The organism is Paramesorhizobium salinisoli, assembly GCF_003335045.1.
In the GTDB taxonomy this organism is placed as follows: domain Bacteria; phylum Pseudomonadota; class Alphaproteobacteria; order Rhizobiales; family Rhizobiaceae; genus Paramesorhizobium; species Paramesorhizobium salinisoli.
On sequence record NZ_QOZG01000004.1, the window covers coordinates 228924 to 245919 of the forward strand.

General features: G+C 62.8%; 16 protein-coding genes, 1 tRNA gene and 1 pseudogene. 4 read left to right on the forward strand and 14 right to left on the reverse strand.

The window, feature by feature from the left end:
* Positions 1 to 11: 11 nt before the first annotated feature.
* The 4 genes from DUT91_RS10795 to gluQRS all read right to left on the reverse strand — a co-directional run bounded on the left by DUT91_RS10795 (position 12) and on the right by gluQRS (position 6037).
* Positions 12 to 593, reverse strand: coding sequence for a helix-turn-helix domain-containing protein (locus DUT91_RS10795; protein ID WP_114440405.1), 582 nt, complete (start codon positions 591 to 593; stop codon positions 12 to 14).
* A 120-nt stretch (positions 594 to 713) separates the two neighbouring features.
* On the reverse strand, positions 714 to 2885 hold the full coding sequence (locus tag DUT91_RS10800; protein ID WP_114440406.1) for a malate synthase G: 2172 nt from the start codon (positions 2883 to 2885) through the stop codon (positions 714 to 716).
* Between the two features lie 167 nt (positions 2886 to 3052).
* Positions 3053 to 5080, reverse strand: coding sequence for a hydantoinase/oxoprolinase N-terminal domain-containing protein (locus DUT91_RS10805; protein ID WP_114440407.1), 2028 nt, complete (start codon positions 5078 to 5080; stop codon positions 3053 to 3055).
* A gap of 81 nt (positions 5081 to 5161) precedes the next feature.
* Positions 5162 to 6037, reverse strand: a complete 876-nt coding sequence (gene gluQRS, locus DUT91_RS10810) for a tRNA glutamyl-Q(34) synthetase GluQRS (RefSeq protein WP_114440683.1) — start codon at positions 6035 to 6037, stop codon at positions 5162 to 5164.
* A 70-nt stretch (positions 6038 to 6107) separates the two neighbouring features.
* On the opposite strand from gluQRS, the gene DUT91_RS10815 reads away from it, so the two are divergent.
* Both DUT91_RS10815 and DUT91_RS10820 read left to right on the forward strand, forming a co-directional pair.
* Complete coding sequence (locus tag DUT91_RS10815; protein WP_114440408.1) at positions 6108 to 6752, forward strand: DNA-3-methyladenine glycosylase family protein; 645 nt, start codon at positions 6108 to 6110, stop codon at positions 6750 to 6752.
* 119 nt (positions 6753 to 6871) lie between these two features.
* Positions 6872 to 7429 (forward strand): HNH endonuclease, encoded by a 558-nt coding sequence (locus tag DUT91_RS10820; RefSeq protein ID WP_114440409.1) that lies wholly within the window; start codon positions 6872 to 6874, stop codon positions 7427 to 7429.
* A gap of 2 nt (positions 7430 to 7431) precedes the next feature.
* On the opposite strand, the gene DUT91_RS10825 is transcribed toward DUT91_RS10820, so the two are convergent.
* Both DUT91_RS10825 and DUT91_RS10830 read right to left on the reverse strand, forming a co-directional pair.
* Positions 7432 to 7959: a disulfide bond formation protein B gene (locus tag DUT91_RS10825; RefSeq protein ID WP_200834954.1), complete on the reverse strand. Its 528-nt coding sequence runs from the start codon at positions 7957 to 7959 to the stop codon at positions 7432 to 7434.
* A 48-nt stretch (positions 7960 to 8007) separates the two neighbouring features.
* Positions 8008 to 8595, reverse strand: coding sequence for a YqaA family protein (locus tag DUT91_RS10830; protein ID WP_114440411.1), 588 nt, complete (start codon positions 8593 to 8595; stop codon positions 8008 to 8010).
* A 366-nt stretch (positions 8596 to 8961) separates the two neighbouring features.
* On the opposite strand from DUT91_RS10830, the gene DUT91_RS10835 reads away from it, so the two are divergent.
* A tRNA-Leu gene (locus DUT91_RS10835) sits at positions 8962 to 9046 on the forward strand.
* Positions 9047 to 9296: 250 nt separating this feature from the next.
* Here DUT91_RS10835 and DUT91_RS10845 read toward each other — a convergent pair.
* Complete coding sequence (locus DUT91_RS10845) at positions 9297 to 9860, reverse strand: TetR/AcrR family transcriptional regulator (protein WP_160113637.1); 564 nt, start codon at positions 9858 to 9860, stop codon at positions 9297 to 9299.
* A complete protein-coding gene (locus DUT91_RS10850; RefSeq protein ID WP_160113638.1) occupies positions 9857 to 10816 on the reverse strand; it encodes an SDR family NAD(P)-dependent oxidoreductase in 960 nt (319 codons plus the stop codon). The genes DUT91_RS10845 and DUT91_RS10850 overlap by 4 nt, the downstream gene beginning before the upstream one ends.
* 87 nt (positions 10817 to 10903) lie before the next feature.
* Here DUT91_RS10850 and DUT91_RS27405 point away from each other — a divergent pair.
* Positions 10904 to 11095 (forward strand): annotated as a pseudogene (locus DUT91_RS27405) (IS5/IS1182 family transposase); the annotation flags it as partial.
* Here the strand turns inward: DUT91_RS27405 and DUT91_RS10860 are convergent.
* The 6 genes from DUT91_RS10860 to DUT91_RS10885 form a co-directional block, all read right to left on the reverse strand.
* Entirely contained in the window at positions 11079 to 12035 is a 957-nt protein-coding gene (locus DUT91_RS10860; RefSeq protein ID WP_114440414.1) for a LysR family transcriptional regulator, read from the reverse strand. The pseudogene DUT91_RS27405 and the gene DUT91_RS10860 overlap by 17 nt on opposite strands.
* A gap of 83 nt (positions 12036 to 12118) precedes the next feature.
* Positions 12119 to 12736, reverse strand: a complete 618-nt coding sequence (locus DUT91_RS10865) for a class I SAM-dependent methyltransferase (RefSeq protein WP_114440415.1) — start codon at positions 12734 to 12736, stop codon at positions 12119 to 12121.
* Between the two features lie 50 nt (positions 12737 to 12786).
* Positions 12787 to 13428, reverse strand: coding sequence for a DedA family protein (locus DUT91_RS10870; protein WP_160113639.1), 642 nt, complete (start codon positions 13426 to 13428; stop codon positions 12787 to 12789).
* Positions 13429 to 13600: 172 nt separating this feature from the next.
* Positions 13601 to 14395, reverse strand: a complete 795-nt coding sequence (locus tag DUT91_RS10875) for a MipA/OmpV family protein (RefSeq protein WP_114440417.1) — start codon at positions 14393 to 14395, stop codon at positions 13601 to 13603.
* A 229-nt stretch (positions 14396 to 14624) separates the two neighbouring features.
* On the reverse strand, positions 14625 to 15473 hold the full coding sequence (locus DUT91_RS10880; RefSeq protein ID WP_114440418.1) for an SDR family oxidoreductase: 849 nt from the start codon (positions 15471 to 15473) through the stop codon (positions 14625 to 14627).
* Between the two features lie 71 nt (positions 15474 to 15544).
* A complete protein-coding gene (locus tag DUT91_RS10885) occupies positions 15545 to 16858 on the reverse strand; it encodes an MFS transporter (RefSeq protein ID WP_114440419.1) in 1314 nt (437 codons plus the stop codon).
* Positions 16859 to 16996: the final 138 nt, after the last annotated feature.

Consider the following 16996-nt stretch of genomic DNA (forward strand, 5'->3'; position numbering starts at 1 on the left):
GACGTTCTTTTCTAGAAGCCGGAACGCCGTTCAAGCACGATGGCGTAGCGTGCCGGCGTCTTTCCGGGATTGTGGAAGGTGATCCCTGCCATCAGGGGCATGAACAGGCAGTCGCCGGGTTGAAGCGTGTATTCCGTCTCGCCGACTTTCAATTCCATTTCCCCCTGGAACAGCCACATGTGCTGCGTGATGCCCGCATTGGCGGTCTGTGGGGCAAAGGTGACGCGTGCACCGGCTGGAAATTCCACCTCGGTCAGATCGACATTCGAGCCGGTGCCCGATGGCGAGACCGCGCGGCGGATATAGCCCGTGTCAGGGTCGCGCCAGACGGGTTGCTCGTCGCGGGCGAGAAAGGGCGAGGCGGGCTGCTCGGCATCGGCAAAGAAGGCCGAAAGCGATGTGCCGAATGCGGCGCAAAGCCGTGCGAGCAATAGCGCCGTTGGGCTGGTTTCCCCACGCTCAATGCGAGAGATCATGGCGCGGCTGACCCCGGAGGCTTCCGCCAAGGCTTCCAGCGTCAGTCCTAGCGCCAGACGCTGGCGGCGGAGATTTTCGCCGATAGCGCTATCGAGATGTTTAACATCATTTTCCATCATTTCAGAATAATATCTACTATGATGGAGTCAACGGGATTCGTGGGGCAGGCGACAAGAAAAAAGCGGCGGGATGGTCCCCGCCGCTTTTTCAAACCTGGTTCGTGAATTGCTTCTCGATCAACCCTTCGCCTTCAACTCCAGCCGGCGGGCGTGGAGCACCGGCTCGGTATAGCCATTGGGCTGTTCGCGCCCCTTGAACACGAGGTCGCAGGCGGCCTGGAAGGCGATCGAGCCATCGAAATCCCCGGCCATGGGGCGGTAGCTCGGATCACCCGCATTCTGTTTGTCGACGACAGCGGCCATGCGCTTCATTGTCTCCATCACTTGGCCTTGGGTCACCACGCCATGGTGCAGCCAGTTGGCGATGTGCTGGGACGAGATGCGCAGCGTGGCGCGGTCCTCCATCAGGCCGACATTGTTGATGTCAGGCACTTTCGAGCAGCCGACGCCCTGGTCGATCCAGCGCACGACGTAGCCGAGAATGCCTTGCGCATTGTTGTCGAGTTCGTGCTGGATATCCTCCGGCGTCCAGTTCGGGCGGCTCGCTACCGGGACGGACAGAATATCGTCCAGCTTGGCGCGGGGACGGCTTTTCATCTTGTCCTGCACGTCGGCGACATTGACCTTGTGATAGTGCGTGGCGTGGAGCGTCGCTGCCGTCGGGGACGGCACCCAGGCGGTGTTGGCGCCAGCCTTGGGATGGGCGATTTTCTGCTCCAGCATCGCGGCCATCAGGTCGGGCATGGCCCACATGCCCTTGCCGATCTGCGCATGGCCGGAAAGGCCGCACTCAAGGCCGATATCGACGTTCCAATTCTCATAGGCGCTGATCCAGGCGGCCTGTTTCATGTCGCCTTTGCGGATCATCGGGCCGGCTTCCATCGAGGTATGGATTTCGTCGCCGGTACGGTCGAGGAAGCCCGTGTTGATGAAGACGACGCGCTCTTTTGCAGCGCGGATCGCTTCCTTGAGATTGACAGTGGTGCGGCGCTCCTCGTCCATGATGCCCATCTTCAGCGTATTTGGCTTCATGCCGATGAGCTTTTCGACGCGGGCGAAGATTTCCGAGGCGAAGGCGACTTCTTCCGGCCCGTGCATCTTCGGCTTGACGATATAGACGGAGCCTGCGCGGGAGTTTTTATGACGCCCATTCGGGCCGACATCGTGCAACGCGATCAATGCGGTGAAGACGGCATCCATGATGCCTTCGGGCACTTCATTGCCGTCAACGTCGAGGATGGCGGGATTGGTCATGAGGTGGCCGACATTGCGGATAAGCATCAGTGAGCGGCCGGGCAGGACGAGGGAGGCGCCGTTCGGCGCCGTATATTCCCGGTCGGGGTTCAGGCGGCGCGTCATCTGCTTGCCGCTCTTTTCGAACGTGTCTTCCAGATCGCCCCTCATTAGGCCCAGCCAGTTGCGGTAGACGACGATCTTATCCTCGGCATCGACGGCGGCGACGGAATCCTCGCAATCCTGGATGGTGGTCAGTGCCGATTCGAGCACCACATCGGCAATATGCGCCGGGTCGGTCTTGCCGATCGAATGGGCGGCGTCGATGACGATTTCGGAATGGATGCCGTTTTTGACCAGCAGGACAGCGGAAGGAGATACGGGCTCGCCGCGATAGCCGGCGAACTGGCCGATATCCTTCAGGCGCGTCGTCGAGCCGTCGCCAAGTTTCAGCGTCAGCGTGCCGTCCTCGACGGCAAAGCCCGTAACATCCGCCCATTTTCCGGAAGCCAGCGGAGCGCTGTCATCGAGAAACGCCTTCGCCCAGGTGATGACCTTTTCGCCGCGCTTCTTGTTATAGCCCTTGCCCCTTTCCGCGCCGTCCGTCTCGGGAATGGCATCGGTGCCATAAAGCGCATCGTAGAGCGAGCCCCAACGGGCATTGGCGGCATTGAGCGCATAGCGGGCGTTCATGACGGGAACGACGAGCTGCGGCCCCGCGGTCACCGCGATCTCGGGATCGACATTGGCGGTGGAAACCGAGAATTTCTCGCCCTCGGGCAGGAGGTAGCCGATCTCCTTCAGGAAGGCCTGATACTCCTCAGGTGAATAGCCGGTTCCTCGCTTCGTCTTGTACCAGCCGTCGATTTTCCCCTGCAGTGCATCGCGTTTGGCGAGAAGTTCGCGGTTCTTCGGTGCTAGGTCGCGCACGATTTCCGCGAAGCCCGACCAGAAAGCGGCGGGCTCGACGCCGGTGCCGGGAATCGCCTCGCTATTGATGAAATCATAGAGTTCCTTCGTGACCTTCATTCCGTCGATCTCGATGCGCTCGCTCATGCCAGGTACTCCTTGGTCCATCTGGTTTGCGCAAATCCGGGGAAATCGGTTCCCGCTTTTCCCGGATCTGCCCTTGTCTCTCAATTGACGATAGTTAAGGCCCGTTGCGGGCGTTTCGTCAATTCGTCAAAAATGGATATCTTTTTCAATGCTGCGGCACAAATGGCTTAGCGAGCGATACGGGGACGGCCGCTGGCCGTGGCGGTCAGGATCGCCTCGACGAATGTGCGCTTGTCCTCGATCGTGGCGGCGCGAATGTCATGGCTGACGATGATTTCGGCTCCATCGGTTCCAGCCTGCATGGCGCGGGCGGAAACCTGTTCGCGCAAAGTCGATTCGGCAAAGGCGAGGGCGGCAGCTTCCTCGCCGAAATCGCGGATCGTCTCGCCGGCGCTGACCCGGAACCGACCCTCCACCGGCTGGCTGATTTCAGCCGTGAGCGAAACGCGGACCTGGCCGACTACAGCGCCGATGGCGTTGGCGACATCGCTATCCCGAGGCACGCGCGCTTCGACACCGAGCATTTCGCCTACGGCCGGATAATAGATCGGTGCCGATGCGCCGAGGCCGATGATCGGGCGATCGATGGCAATCCTGACGCCGGCGATACCGCTTTTTCCGGAAAGCGCGCGCTCGATGAGGGGAGATTTCACTGTCTGCGGGCCGTCCAGTCCGTCCTCCGCGAAGGCGGTTTCCAGGATCACCTCGCAGGAACGGCGTATCAGGGCCGCGTGGACCTGTTGCGCCAGTGCCTCCGGCGTTTCGGCGAGGGGACGTCCGATGCTGTCTTTGCGCCGGATGAAGAGCGCCGCGCCGAGGCGGGCGGCATCGGCATCCCAGTTATGCTGAAGGCCCAGCACATGGCAGGCATCGGAAGGCGTGAAGCCGGAGATATGCACGAGGCCGCGCGACACGAGCCGGTTGAGCGTCGCGGTCTGGGAGGTGGAGGAAAGCAACTTATCGAGCGGCTGCGGTTCTACCGTGATGCGGTCGTGAAGCTCGGCTTCCGAAGCGCTCAATCCCGCTGCAAGCGCTGCCGGCACGCCAGTGCGTAAGGCGAAACGCCCGTCAAGACGGCCCGGCTGCGGCGCTTTCAACTGCCGTTCGAGATGGGCGATGACATCAGACCCGTGGTTCTTTGCCAGCAACGAGAGGGGCACAAGGCGGCGCGGCCCCAGTTTCAATTTGGGTGTCAGAGCCTGATCGTCCAGCGTGATTTCAGAATCGCCGCCAAGGCCGAAGGTGCGCATCGCCACCGCTTCGACCATGGTGCGGAAGCCGCCCACCGTCGCGCCTTCCGGATCGAGCCGCGGCCGCCCCCGGTCGAGCACGGCGACATCGGTGGTGGTGCCGCCGATGTCGGACACGAGCGCATTGTCGAGACCCGTCAGGTGGCGGGCGCCGACGAGGCTCGCCGCCGGGCCGGACAGAATAGTCTCGATCGGGCGGGTCCGGGCAAAGGCTGCTGAAACCAGCGCGCCATCGCCGCGCACGACCATCAGGGGCGCGTGGATGCCGCGCCGGTCGAGAAAGCCTTCCGTCGCCGTGATCAGCCGGTCGATCATGGCGATCAGTCGAGCGTTCAGCACCGTGGTCAGCGCCCGGCGCGGGCCGTTGAGCTTTGCCGAAAGCTCGTGGCTGCAGGTCACCGGCAGGCCGGTTTTCTTCCGAATGCGGTCGCGCATCGCCAGTTCATGCGAGGGGTTGCGCACGGCGAAATAGGCGCAGACGGCAAAACCGGAAACGGTCCGCGCGAGGTTTGGCAGGGCCTTCTCCAGCGCTTCCATATCAAGCGCTTTCGCCTGACCATGCACGTCGTGACCGCCTGCGATAAAGACAACGGGATCCGAGCCCAGCGCCTGGCGCAAGCCTGATTTGTCGAGATCCGCTTCGGTAAAGCCGATCATGACGAGCCCGATGCGTCCGCCCTGGCCTTCGACAAGCGCATTGGTGGCGAGTGTCGTCGACATCGAAACCAGCCGGATGATGCCGGGGTTGATTTCAGCGGTTGCGATCACCCGGTCGGCGGCATTGGCAATGCCTTCGGCGAGGTCATGGCGAGTGGTCAGCGCCTTGGCCTTGGCGACGACGCCTCTTGCTTGCGACCAGAGCACGGCGTCCGTATAGGTGCCGCCGGTGTCTATGCCGAGAAAGAGCGCATTGCGCTCATCGCCTGTCGCCCGGTCAGCCGCCACGATCGCCCCTTCTCTGTTTCGCGAGAAGGGTTAGCGCATGGCGGAAAAACTTTCCAGCGAAAGCAGAAGGCGTTTCGCTTGTCACAGACCCACCTGCCGCCTGATATCCTCCGGCTGCAGGCCTGCCTGACGTAGCGCGGCGAGCGCGGTGTCGCCCCGGCTTTTGGAAAGCTTGCGGCCATGCTCGTCCACGATCAGGTCGTGATGATGATAGAGCGGTACGGGCAGGCCGAGGATTTCCTGCAACAGCCGGTGCACCGCCGTTGCATGGAAGAGATCGCGACCACGCACGACATGGGTGATGCCCTGCAGCGCATCGTCGATAACGACCGAGAGATGATAGCTGGTCGGCGTTTCCTTGCGGGCGATGACGACATCGCCCCAGCGCGCCGGATCGGCGGCAATGCGGCCAGTCTCGCCTTCAGGTCCTGCGCCGCTTTCGTCCCAGAATAGATTTCTTCCGTAGCGGATCATTGCCCTTGGCACGTCGAGACGCCAGGCAAAGGGCTCGCCGTCGGCGATGCGGCGGCGGCGCTCGCTTTGCGACATGGTGCGTTCGTCCTCGGGGTAGAGGGGCACCCCATCGGGGTCATGTGGCCACTCGCCGCCTTCGCCCATTCGCTCCTCGATGCGCGCGCGAACCTCGCCGCGGCTCATAAAGGCCGGGTAGACCAATCCCGCTTCGATGAGGACGTCCAGCGCCGTCTGGTAATCCGCGAAATGTTGCGACTGGCGGCGCACCGGCTCCTCCCAGGAAAGCCCGAGCCAGTGAAGATCATCGATCATCCGCTTTTCCAACTCGGGCGTGCAGCGGGCGGTGTCGATGTCTTCGATGCGCAGGAGAAAGCATCCGCCGTTTTCCCCGGCCATGCGCGCGTTGAGCAGCGCCGAATAGGCGTGCCCCAGATGCAAAAGACCGTTAGGACTGGGCGCGAAGCGGAAAACGGGTCGGTTGATCATTTCGGCGGACCATGGATAGGGTGCATTCCGCTTTAAAGCGAAAAGCTGTGAATTAAAAGGAAGATGGATGCGGCGCATCGATACGCTGGACGATATAGAAGAGGGCGTTCGCGCGCTTGTCGCGGCCGATGCGCGGCTGGCGCCGATCCACGCAATGGTAACCGCCGTGCCGTTGCGGCGCTCAATGCCGGGCTTCGAAAGCCTCGCCTCAATCATCGTGGCGCAGCAGGTTTCGACGGCGAGCGCTGCGGCGATCTGGGCTCGGCTCAAGACCCATGTCGATCCGCTGACCCCGGAGAATTATCTCGGACGAGGCGAGGAAGCCTGGCGTCTCGCCGGGCTGTCGCGCCCCAAGCAGAGCACGCTTGCCCATGTCTCGAAGGCCGTGCTTTCGGGAGAACTCGACCTTCTCGACCTGTGCGCCCTTCCGGCGGAGGAGGCTATCGCCACGATGACGGCGATCAAGGGGATCGGCCCATGGACGGCGGAAGTCTACCTTCTGTTTGCGGCGGGCCACCCGGATGTGTTTCCGGCAGGCGACGTTGCGCTGCAAAGCGCGGTGGGCCATGCGTTCGGCCACGAATCACGTCCCGGGGCGGCGGATTTGCGCGCCTTCGCGGAGGCATGGTCGCCTTGGCGGGGCGTCGCGGCGCGCCTGTTCTGGGCCTATTACGCCACCATTCGCGGCAGGGAGGCTGCTCCCATGCTGTAAAATCGCAAAACAGAGAAATTCAGATGGCTGATGGCAGTCACGTTGTTTTGCGCTTCACAATAGTGTCACCTCCAGCTTACATTATCCCGGTCGGCTGGTTGGTCCAAAGGAGGTGTTTCTTGACGGTCGCCGTCTCGCCCAGCGGGTTGCCCGCTCTGGTGCTGAATGCGGATTACCGTCCGCTCAGCTATTATCCCTTGTCGCTCTGGTCCTGGCAGGACGCGATCAAGGCGGTCTTTCTTGACCGTGTGAACATCGTCGCCGAATACGACCACGAAGTCGCCTCGCCTTCCTTTGCCATGCGTGTGCCGAGCGTGGTCAGCCTCAAGACTTATGTGCGGCCGTCGCGCAATCCGGCGTTCACGCGCTTCAATGTTTTCCTGCGCGACCGTTTCGAGTGCCAATATTGCGGCTCTCACGAAGATTTGACCTTCGATCATGTCATCCCGCGCCGCCATGGCGGCGAAACGACATGGGAAAATGTCGTGGCTGCCTGCTCGCCATGCAATCTGCGCAAGGGTGGCATGATGCCCGTGGAAGCCAAGATGTGGCCTCGGCAAAAGCCTTTTCCGCCGACCGTGCACGATCTGCACAATAATGGCCGACTGTTCCCGCCGAACTTCCTGCATGAAAGCTGGCTCGACTATCTTTACTGGGATGTCGAACTGGAGCCCTGATTTTACGCCTTTTCGTCCGACCGGGCAAAGGCGGCGTAGAAGCCGACGATCAGAAGAAGAAGGCTCGCCACGGCATTCCAACCGGCGAAGGAAAGGCCGAGGAAGCGGCCCGCCGCCGTATCGCATGCGGCCGGACGCACCGCATTGAGATCGCTCAGAAGATTCCCGGCATTGGTCGTGATCGACATGGTCGCCGCTGAGCAATCGGTCGGGCCGGCCCAGAATTTCCACTCCACGCCTGAATGGAAGATCGCCAGTGTGAGGCCATAGGTCATCAGCAGGGCGCCGATGAGGAGAAGGCCGCGTGTCAGCCAGCCCGGCCATTTCAAACCATGGGAGAAAAGCGCCAGGAGCATCAGCGGTGCGCCGATATAATAGGGGGTACGCTGCTCAAGGCACAGCTTGCAGGGGAGGAACCCGCCCAGATGCTCGAAGCCAAGCGCGCCCCCGACCGTCGCGGCCATGGCTATAGCGAGGAAGCCGGCAGCAATTGCCTGGATGCGGCCTGCAGGCGCCCGGAGCGAGGCGATATCGAGGGACATGGGTGGTTCCTTCCGGTTCGACTATTTGAGCGGCGCTCAGTGGAGATATTTCACCGCGACAAACAGCAAAATGATGGCAACAGAGATGAAACCGGCGATAAGCCCCAACCGCTTTTCGATGAATTCGCGAATCGGTTCGCCATAGCGCCGGAGCAGCCAGGCGAGAAAGAAGAAACGCGCCCCACGCGCTACGATGGCCGAGACGATGAACAGCCATATATTGACGCCGATGGCGCCGGAGAGGATCGTCACCACCTTGATTGGCGGCAGGTGGGCAAGGCCGGAGGTGATCAGCATCAGGAGGATGGCGTCGGAGCTGGTCGAGCCGCGCAAGCGTTCGAATGTATCGAGCTTGCCATACATTTCCAGGACGGGCTTGGCGACGGTTTCATAGGCGTGATAGCCCAGATACCACCCCGCGATGCCGCCGAGCACCGATGCGACGGTGGCGATCAGGGCATAGCGATAGGCACGCTCGGGGCGCGCCAGCGCCATGGGCAGGAACAGCACATCCGCCGGCACCAGGAAGACCGAACTTTCGATGAAAGCGATGAAGGCGAGCCACCATTGAGCGGATTTTCTGGAAGCGAGCGAAAGTGTCCAGTCGTAAAGTCTGCGCAGCATCAGCTTTCCTGGTCGATGGAGTGCGGGGTGATCATGCTCTCTAGAGGCAAAAGCGGCTTCAGGCAATTGCGTCGGGCATAACTATTGTGCGGCCCGCATGTGATCTCCTGTTGACGGGGAGGTAGTTCTAATTATATTTCGGCCCGTCTGACGCGCACTTCCCGCGTCTGGCCCCTGTGGCGGAATTGGTAGACGCGCTCGACTCAAAAAGTGGTTTGTCTACCAATCCACAGGAAAACACGACGAGTTGAAAACGTCGATTTTTCAGGGGTTTGAGAAGGAAGGAAAAATGGCTGGCGATATTCGGTTTTCGCTCTAGGTGCAGTATAGGTGCAGAGAGCGTCGGCTAGAATCGGCAGCAAATGTGCGGGTGTGGTGGAACTGGTAGACGCGCCGGATTCAAAATCCGGTTCCGAAAGGAGTGTCGGTTCGATTCCGACCACCCGCACCATCTCCTTCGAAAATAGATCGCGATCTAGGCAAAAGCCTTAGAACGTCGCCTTAGTATTGCGGCCTGCGCCTCGCCTGCTTCAGGATGTTGCCTGACAGATCTCGGCGAGCTTCTGTCGGAACCAACGATGTGCCGGGTCCGCATCGAGGCGTGGATGCCACATCAGGCTGATCGTCAGTTCCGACGTGGATACGGGAAGGTCGAACCCCTCCAGAGTTTGCGCCGCCACCTCAGTGACGGCAACCCCGCGTCAGGACAACACTAGGCTGACCATCAGCGCAATGTTCTCCTCGACGGTCGGTAGCCCCTTTTCCCGCGAGAGCAGACCGTTGGCCTCCATGGTGACGAGGCCATGCATGGTGGCCAGGAATAGGCTGGCCAAGCTCTTGGTGGGCGCGTCGGGGAGCACGTCGGCTTTCTTGCAGTCCTCGACCATGGCCATAATCTCGCTCAGGCAGGCGGTACTTTGCGTCTGCAGATCCGAATGCATCCGCGCGAGCGCGGGCGCGCTGAACACCAACCGATACCGCGCCGGTCGCTCGCGGCTGAAGCTCACGAGGGTAGATAGCGTGGCCAGCAGCTTGTCTCTGGGCGCTTGAGCCGAGACTCGTATGTCCGCAAAGGTCGTCGTCAGAGATTCAAGGTCTGCCGTCGCGACAGCGGCCAGCAGGGCGTCCCGGTTGCGATAATGCTTATATGGGGCGTTGTGCGAGACGCCGGCGGCGTGGCCAACGGCGCGCAGGGTCAAGGCCTGTTCGCCTCCGGCGTCCAGCAACGACGCTGCCGCCCTGACCAGCTTGTCGTGCGTGCTCATTTCAGCCTTTCCGGTTCCTCTTCGGACCTCAGTTGCACGAGCGTCCTGGAATCCCGCCATAGAGCTTCGGCCAGTTCCCGATCATAGGACATCGCGGCCGAGCGCCTTTCGCGGAGGGCGCCGTCCTTCCACTGATAGTAGCGCCCCGACACGACGTCGCCCGAGACCGCGAGATCGGCAAGGGCGCGGCCGGATAGGACCAGGTCGCCTAGGGTCAGGCCCACCCGCTTCATCAGCCAGCGGACCGGCCGCGAGCCGATCAGCGCCCGCGCCGGCCCCGGCACGTCCCTGAGCAAGCCGGTTGCTGCGATCGCCCCCGGATCATATGCGATAGAGGAAATGCCTATGCTGGCCGCCTTGAGCCGCCGGCCGAGCTCGTAAGCGTGCAGCACCACGCAGAGTTTCGAAGTGGTGTAGCGCTTGCCTCCAGGCAGCGGCTCGTTCCCTTCCAATCCGTCTTTCGCAAGGGCGATCGCGCCGGGCTTCATCGCGCGGCCGATGAACTTGCCGTCCGTGGTGTCGGGATCGTGAGTGCCGCTCGCGGTGAACACGACTCGGCCATCGTCTTCGAGGCCGTCGAGCAGAAGCTGCACAAGTAAGAAGTGGCCAAGGTAGTTGGTAGCGAAGGTCAGCTCATAGCCGTCGTTGGTATAGGTCGGCGCGCCGCGGAACGTCGCGCCCGCGTTGCACAGGATCGCCTGCAGCCGACTCATCTGCCGGCTGTCGATCATCTGACGGCACTGGGCGGCTGCCTCGCGCACCGATCTTAGCGACGACACATCCATGGTGAGCACGGTCACTTGCACGCCGGAGCTCGGGCGCAAGGCAGACGCCGCCTGTTCGAGGCGTGAAGGGTCGCGGCCGGCGAGGACGATGTCGAAACCTTGTGCCGTAAGCTGCTTGACGCATTCGAAACCGATCCCGCCATGGCCGCCAGTAATGAGAATGGTGGGCATCAGCATACCTGTCGTTGACAACGTCAACCTGATACTGATCGAGGTTGACGTTGTCAACCTACGGGTCCGCTGCCGATGCGGGCGCACGACGAGAATGGCACGATGCCCAGCATCCCGTCTAAGGCCAACCGGCACTGAACAGATGCTTCTCACAGGTCCTCTACCGCGACCAAATGCGATCGAGCGCATGTCCGCCGCGTCGCCACGCGATACGACCGCCTCGCCGTCAATTTTCTCGCCGTCGGCTGCATCGCGACGACCGTCAGCTATTGTTTATGATTCCGGACCCTAGATTTGACCTGGAGCGCGCCGTTCGACGCCGATCATCGGCAATCCGGACGCAAAGCTCGATAGCGCGCTTAAGTGCCGGGTTCTCATTGCTTGAACTCCAGATGGCGGACATTATAACGGTGTCCGATACCTCGGCGAGTGGCCGGAAGGTCACACCGGTGTAGATCGCTCCAAGGCTGGATTCGGTTGTCAATGAAAGCCCAGATCGCTTGGCAACCAAGCCCATCAGGTTTTCTCGCCCCACTCCATGCACAACGATGCTCGGCCGGAAACCGATCGCCCAAAGCTGCTTGATGAGAAAGTCCTGGATTTCAGGGCCGGGGCCGCCGGCGCTGACAATGAAATCCTCGTGGCGGATGTCATCCCAGCAAACCGTTGGCTGATCGGCCAAGGGATGATCGGAGGACATCACGACGTAAATCCTCTCCTGCCAGAACGTTTTGGAGTTGCAGTTCGGCGCCCGGGGATCTCCTGAGACGAAAGCCAGATCAAGCCGACCGGAAATGGCTCCAGCAATATTGGCCTCGGCAGTGTCTTCGTCCAAGATAAGCTTGATGGCGGGATATTTGACCCGGAACTCGGCAAGCAACTCGCTGAGGAACCCGCTGGATATCGACGTAAATAATCCTATCTTCAGACTTCCCGCCTCTCCTTTGCGGGCCGCCGCTATTTCATCCGCTGCTCGCTGAACGCCACGGGCCATCGCCGCCGCTTCCTTGAGGAAGTGCTCGCCCCCGGCGGTGAGACGTACTCCACCGTGGTGCCGTTCGAAAAGGCGCGCTCCAAGGCGGTGCTCAAGTAGCTGCACGCGACGGCTGACAGTGGATTGTGGGACGCCTAACACCAGAGCGGCGCGTCGGAAGCTGCCGTATTCCGCGGTAACGATCGCATAGCGCAGGAAGCGTAAATCGAGGGTGAGGTCAGGCATGCGTCGCCCATCCAGCAGAACTCCTTCTGCCCCGCCTTACGGCGCTACTGTATTGATATTGGGTGTATCGCGCCTCCGTCATCTCACTCGACGGGCACATGCTGCCGCGACGAAAAGCGGACAAAGTGGAAAGGGATAGGATGCCTGCGCCTGATTCTGTAGACCGCCGCAGGAGGGAGGTTGGCGAGCGTGCCGCCGATCCGCTCCGCCTCGAGGCCAAGATGGTCCAACAGTCTGAGCGAGACCGGACAACGCGGCCCGTAGGTGAACTGGTAGAGCGCGCCGTCCGGCTCCATCTTGCGGAACGCGCCGGTCAGGATGGCGATCACCTTGCGCGGCGGCATCGACAGCAGCGGTAGCCCGCTGACGACGGCGCCGGCCGCCCTTCCGTCGAAGAGGTCGACCGCCCGCAGGCGGGCGGCGTCCATCCAGAGCGTACGCGCGCGCGGATAATGGAAATGAAGCGCGGCGGCGAACTCTGACCCGAATTCAATCAGCGCGAGGTCTTCCTGTCTGACACCCCGGGCGATCAGGGCGCGCGTGAACGCGCCGGTTCCCGGGCCCAGCTCAATCACCGGCCCGGTGTCGCGGGAGATTTCGGAGGTGATAAGGTTGGCAAGCGATCTCGACGATGGCGCGATTGCGGCGACGCGCAGGGGGTTCTTGAGCCACGCCTGGAAGAAGCCGAGCGTTTCCGCCATACGCTGGCGTTGGGGCGACGACCCGGCTGATCGCGCGCATCTGCGAGGTGTCAGATCTTGCATAGCGTGGTCCCCGCTTTGCGGTGGGCGCCAACCCGTCGCACGATCCAGAACACGGATACCTCTGCAACGAGCAGGCAGCCGAGAGCAGTCAGGGCGAGGACCGTCGAGTTCGCCGACTCGATCGAGTGCGAAGCGTAAAATCCAATGCCGATGAAGAGGCCATTCCAGACCGCAATGCCGGCCGCCGAAGCCGTCAGGACACTGCGGGAGTTCCCGCGCGAAAGGGCGGCGAAGGCCGGAGCGACCAGCCTTACTGTCGGCACGAGCTGGAACGCGAAGGCCAGCGCGATCTGGTTGCGGGGAACGGAAGCGATTCCGCGCTCAACGCGATCGACGGACATCCCGAAGAGCCGGCCAGCTCTGCTAAGGAGGCGCGTCGATCGCGCGTCGCCCAGCCCCCGGACAGCGTAGAAGCAGGCGGCGCAGCCGAACATGCTGCCAGCAGCCGTCGAAAGAAAGGCAGCCGGCAGCGGCCAGTCCCCGTCCGCCGCGCCGATCCCGACCGCGAGTAGCAGCCCGTAGGATGGGATCACCGGCACTAAGCGCTCGGCTAGGGCAACGGCGAACAGACCAACGAGCCCATAGGCGCCAATCCACGCCATGACTGCTCCTACTGGGTCGAAATCCATAGGCATATCCTCTTTAGTTGAGGCGAGCGGTTGCGTTCGCCGGGCATGGATGGCGCTGCCGCCTTCGTCGCGCGGAGCAACGGAGGAGCGACACGATGAAGACGCCCGCTATCCGACTGACGGCCACGATTGCCTGGAGCGCAGGGCGTGGAGCACCGGACATGGCGACGCCTCAGAACCGGTAGGCGATCGAGAGGCCGCCACTCGGCTGCCAGCGGCGTCCATCTTCGGTGACGGGGCTGTCGGCGATATCGCCGACGAGGTAGTTTGCTCCGACCCTGCCCGTGACGCCGAAGCGCTCGCTGAACCAGTATCCGGCCGTGACGCCGACACCGACATCCTTGATGCCGGACCCCGGGCTGTAGGCGGCCAGACCGCTGGCAGCGGAATCAGCCGGGGTGACGCCGAAATAGGTGCGCGCATAGTCCTGGTTCACCCAGGTCGTTTGCGCGTCGAGCGACAGGAAGAAATCGTCGCGACGAACCGCGGCGTAGCTGGCGCTCGCCGTCGCGAGCAGCCCGTCATGAACGCCCGAGACATCGTGGACGACGGAAAGCTCCATCGCCAGCGAGCCCTGGCCGCTCTCGTCGCCGCCGAAGCGATAGCCGATGAACCCACCCGCCTCGATCGCCGTGTCGATCTCCGGCAGCAAACCAACCGCGCCGTCCACGTCGCTTCTTGGCAGGCGCGCGCCGATCACGGGGCCAATCGAAAGGCGCGGATCGGACGCCAGGTCGGCCCGCACCCGAAGCCCGCGGATTTCCAGATTGATGTCGCCCCAGTGGAGGTCCGCCTGCACGAAGGGGATCGCGCGGAGATCCTCGGCCCCGTCATATTCTGGAACCACGCCCGCGCCGATCGCAACGATGCCGTGAGGGCCATTGTCGGGGGGCGCCGACTGGGCATTGGCGCTGGTGGATGACAAGACTGCGCCACCGGCGAGCAGGATGGGAAGGGCTACACGCATTATCGAAACTCCTTCTGGAGGGAGGTGGGGTCCCCGAAGGCGCCCGCCTTGTTCGCGGTGCGCCTCCGGGGGTGAAGGCCGCCGGTGTAATGGGGGAGCGGCGACCTCCGATCGGATCGGCGGGAGTGGGGCGGCTATCCGCGATCCGGGTTCAGTTCGAGGCGATCGAAGAAGCGAGGGCTGGCTTCGGCTGCCCCACGGGTGTGATGCCTTGCGGCTAGCGATCGCCTCAGAAGAAGCCGCCATTGGCGAATACGAGCTGTCCGTTGATCCATTCGCTGTCGCCAGAGCACAGCCCGGCGATGGCGTTGGCGACATCCTCCGGCTCACCGATGCGGCCATAGGGCGTCATCTGCGCAGCCTGGGCACGCTGCGGGGGCGGCACGTCGAGCAGGGACGTGTTGGTCGGTCCAGGCGCGAGCGCGTTGACCGAGATGCGGCGGCCGGCGAGCTCCTTGGCGAGGCAGCCGGCATAGATCTCCTGGGCGGCCTTGGTCGCGGCATAGCCGCCATGGGTCGGCCGACGCGCGCGGATCGAGGTCGAAGAGAGCGTGATGATGCGACCGCCGTCGCGGGTGCGCCGCGCCGCCTCCCGCAGCACGTTGAAGCTGCCCTTCACATTGGTGGCGATCATCCGGTCGAAGGCTTCGTCTGTGAACTGGGCGAAGGGTGCGACGTTCATAATCCCGGCGTTGCTGATCACCACATCGACGCCGCCGAAGCCCTCGTCATTGGCATCGAACAGGGCCTTGACCGCCGCCGGATCGGCGACATCGGCCTGGCGGAAGATGGCGCGACCGCCGGCCGCCTCGATATGGCGCACGACCTGAGCGGCCAGATCGCGGTTGGTGAAATAGTTCACCGTCACCGCATAGCCGTCGCGCGCCAGGCGCTTGGCGGTCGCGGCGCCAATGCCGCGCGACGAGCCTGTGACGATGGCGGCCCGCCCAGTGCCAGGCAATGCGCCGGTACCAATCTCGGAGGTCTGAGCCGAGGCCACACCCCCGAGGGCGAGGGCTGCGGGCGCGGCGGCGGTGAGCGCCAGGAAGGTGCGGCGGGCGTTATCGGTATCGGACATTGGAAAGTCTCTCTTTCTCAAAATTTCGCAAAAGCCTGGTGGTGCGGCCATAGCTTCGCGTTCGGTCGTCACTACCGTCCGAGCCATGCGGCGATGCGCTGGTTTGCGATCAGCATGGCAACCCCGGTCAGGACGCTTGCGACGGGCACGATGAGCAGGCCGAGCCCCAAGCCATTCGAAATCTCGGCGGCTGTCGCTCCATCGCTGATCATGCCGACGATGAGAGGACCAAGCGCTGGCCCCAGAAGCCCGGAGCCGATCATCGCGAGGCTCGTCGCCATCGCTTCCCTGCCCTTGCCGGCCACCAGGTGTGCAGCGCCGAAGCACCAGGGCAGCAGAAAGGCGAAGGACAGCATGCCGGGCACGAAGAGCAGGACGGAGAGCCACCCGACCGGTGCGAACAGCGCCGCAGCGGTCGTCATGCTCGCGACCATGAGGAGGATGGCGGGCGGACCGAGAACGCGGCCGGTGCCGGAGCGCACGGCGCGGTCGAACAGTCGCCCGCCAATCAGGGTTCCGCAAATTCCCATTGCGCCCTGCAGCAGTCCAAACGCCAGTCCGGCCTCGCTGGCGCTATAACCGTGGGTGCGGATCAGGAAGGGAACCGCGAAGGCGTAGAAAGGTGCTGCGGCGAAGCCGAGTGTGACCGAGCCGATGAACAGCCAGCGGAATGGCGGGGACGAAAGCAATCGCAGGCTCGCCGTCAGGAAGGGCTCGCTATTGGCGATCGAACGTTTGAGCGGCGGGGTCGGGCCGATGACGACGAGTGCCAGCAGACCGATCAGTGCGCTCATAGCGCCGGCCCCGACCAGTGCTGTCCGCCAGCCAAGGGTGTCGCCGATCGCGCCGCCGACGGCGAAGCCCACCATGGTGCCGAGCGGAATGCCCATTGAGAAGATGCCGATCGCCAGACCGCGGCGTTCGGGCGGGATCTTGCGGGCGATGATCGCATGGCTGGAGGGCGTGCATCCGGCCTCGCCAAAGGCGACGCCGAAGCGGGTGAAGGCGAGAAACAGGAAACTCATCGCCATGCCGCCGAGCAATGTCATCGCGCTCCACAGCAGGATGCACAAAACGAGGACGAAACGGGGCGATCCGCGATCGGCGATGCGGGCGAGCGGCATCGACAGCAGCGTGTAACAGACCGCAAAGGCGATGCCGGTGAGCAGGCCCACCTCGGTATCGCTCAGATCGAGGTCTCCCTTGATCGACTCTGCCAAGACGAACGGAAGCATCCGGTCGATCTGGGAAGTGGCACTGACGAGAAACAGCGTAATGAGCAGCACCGGAACGCGCCACCCATGAACATGTTCATCGCCGATCGTCTTCGATAGAGTGGGCAGTCTATTCTGCTGATCTATTGACGACGCGGCGAATTCTGTCATGTTTGGAGCGTCCCTGGCTGTGACTGGCATCACCAAGCTAGAGGAAGTCTCAAATGACTAGAATGCCGGATACCTCAAGAAACTTGCCTATTCCTACACGTCGCGATACACTGCAGGCTGAAGGGCGAGTGCTGCGCT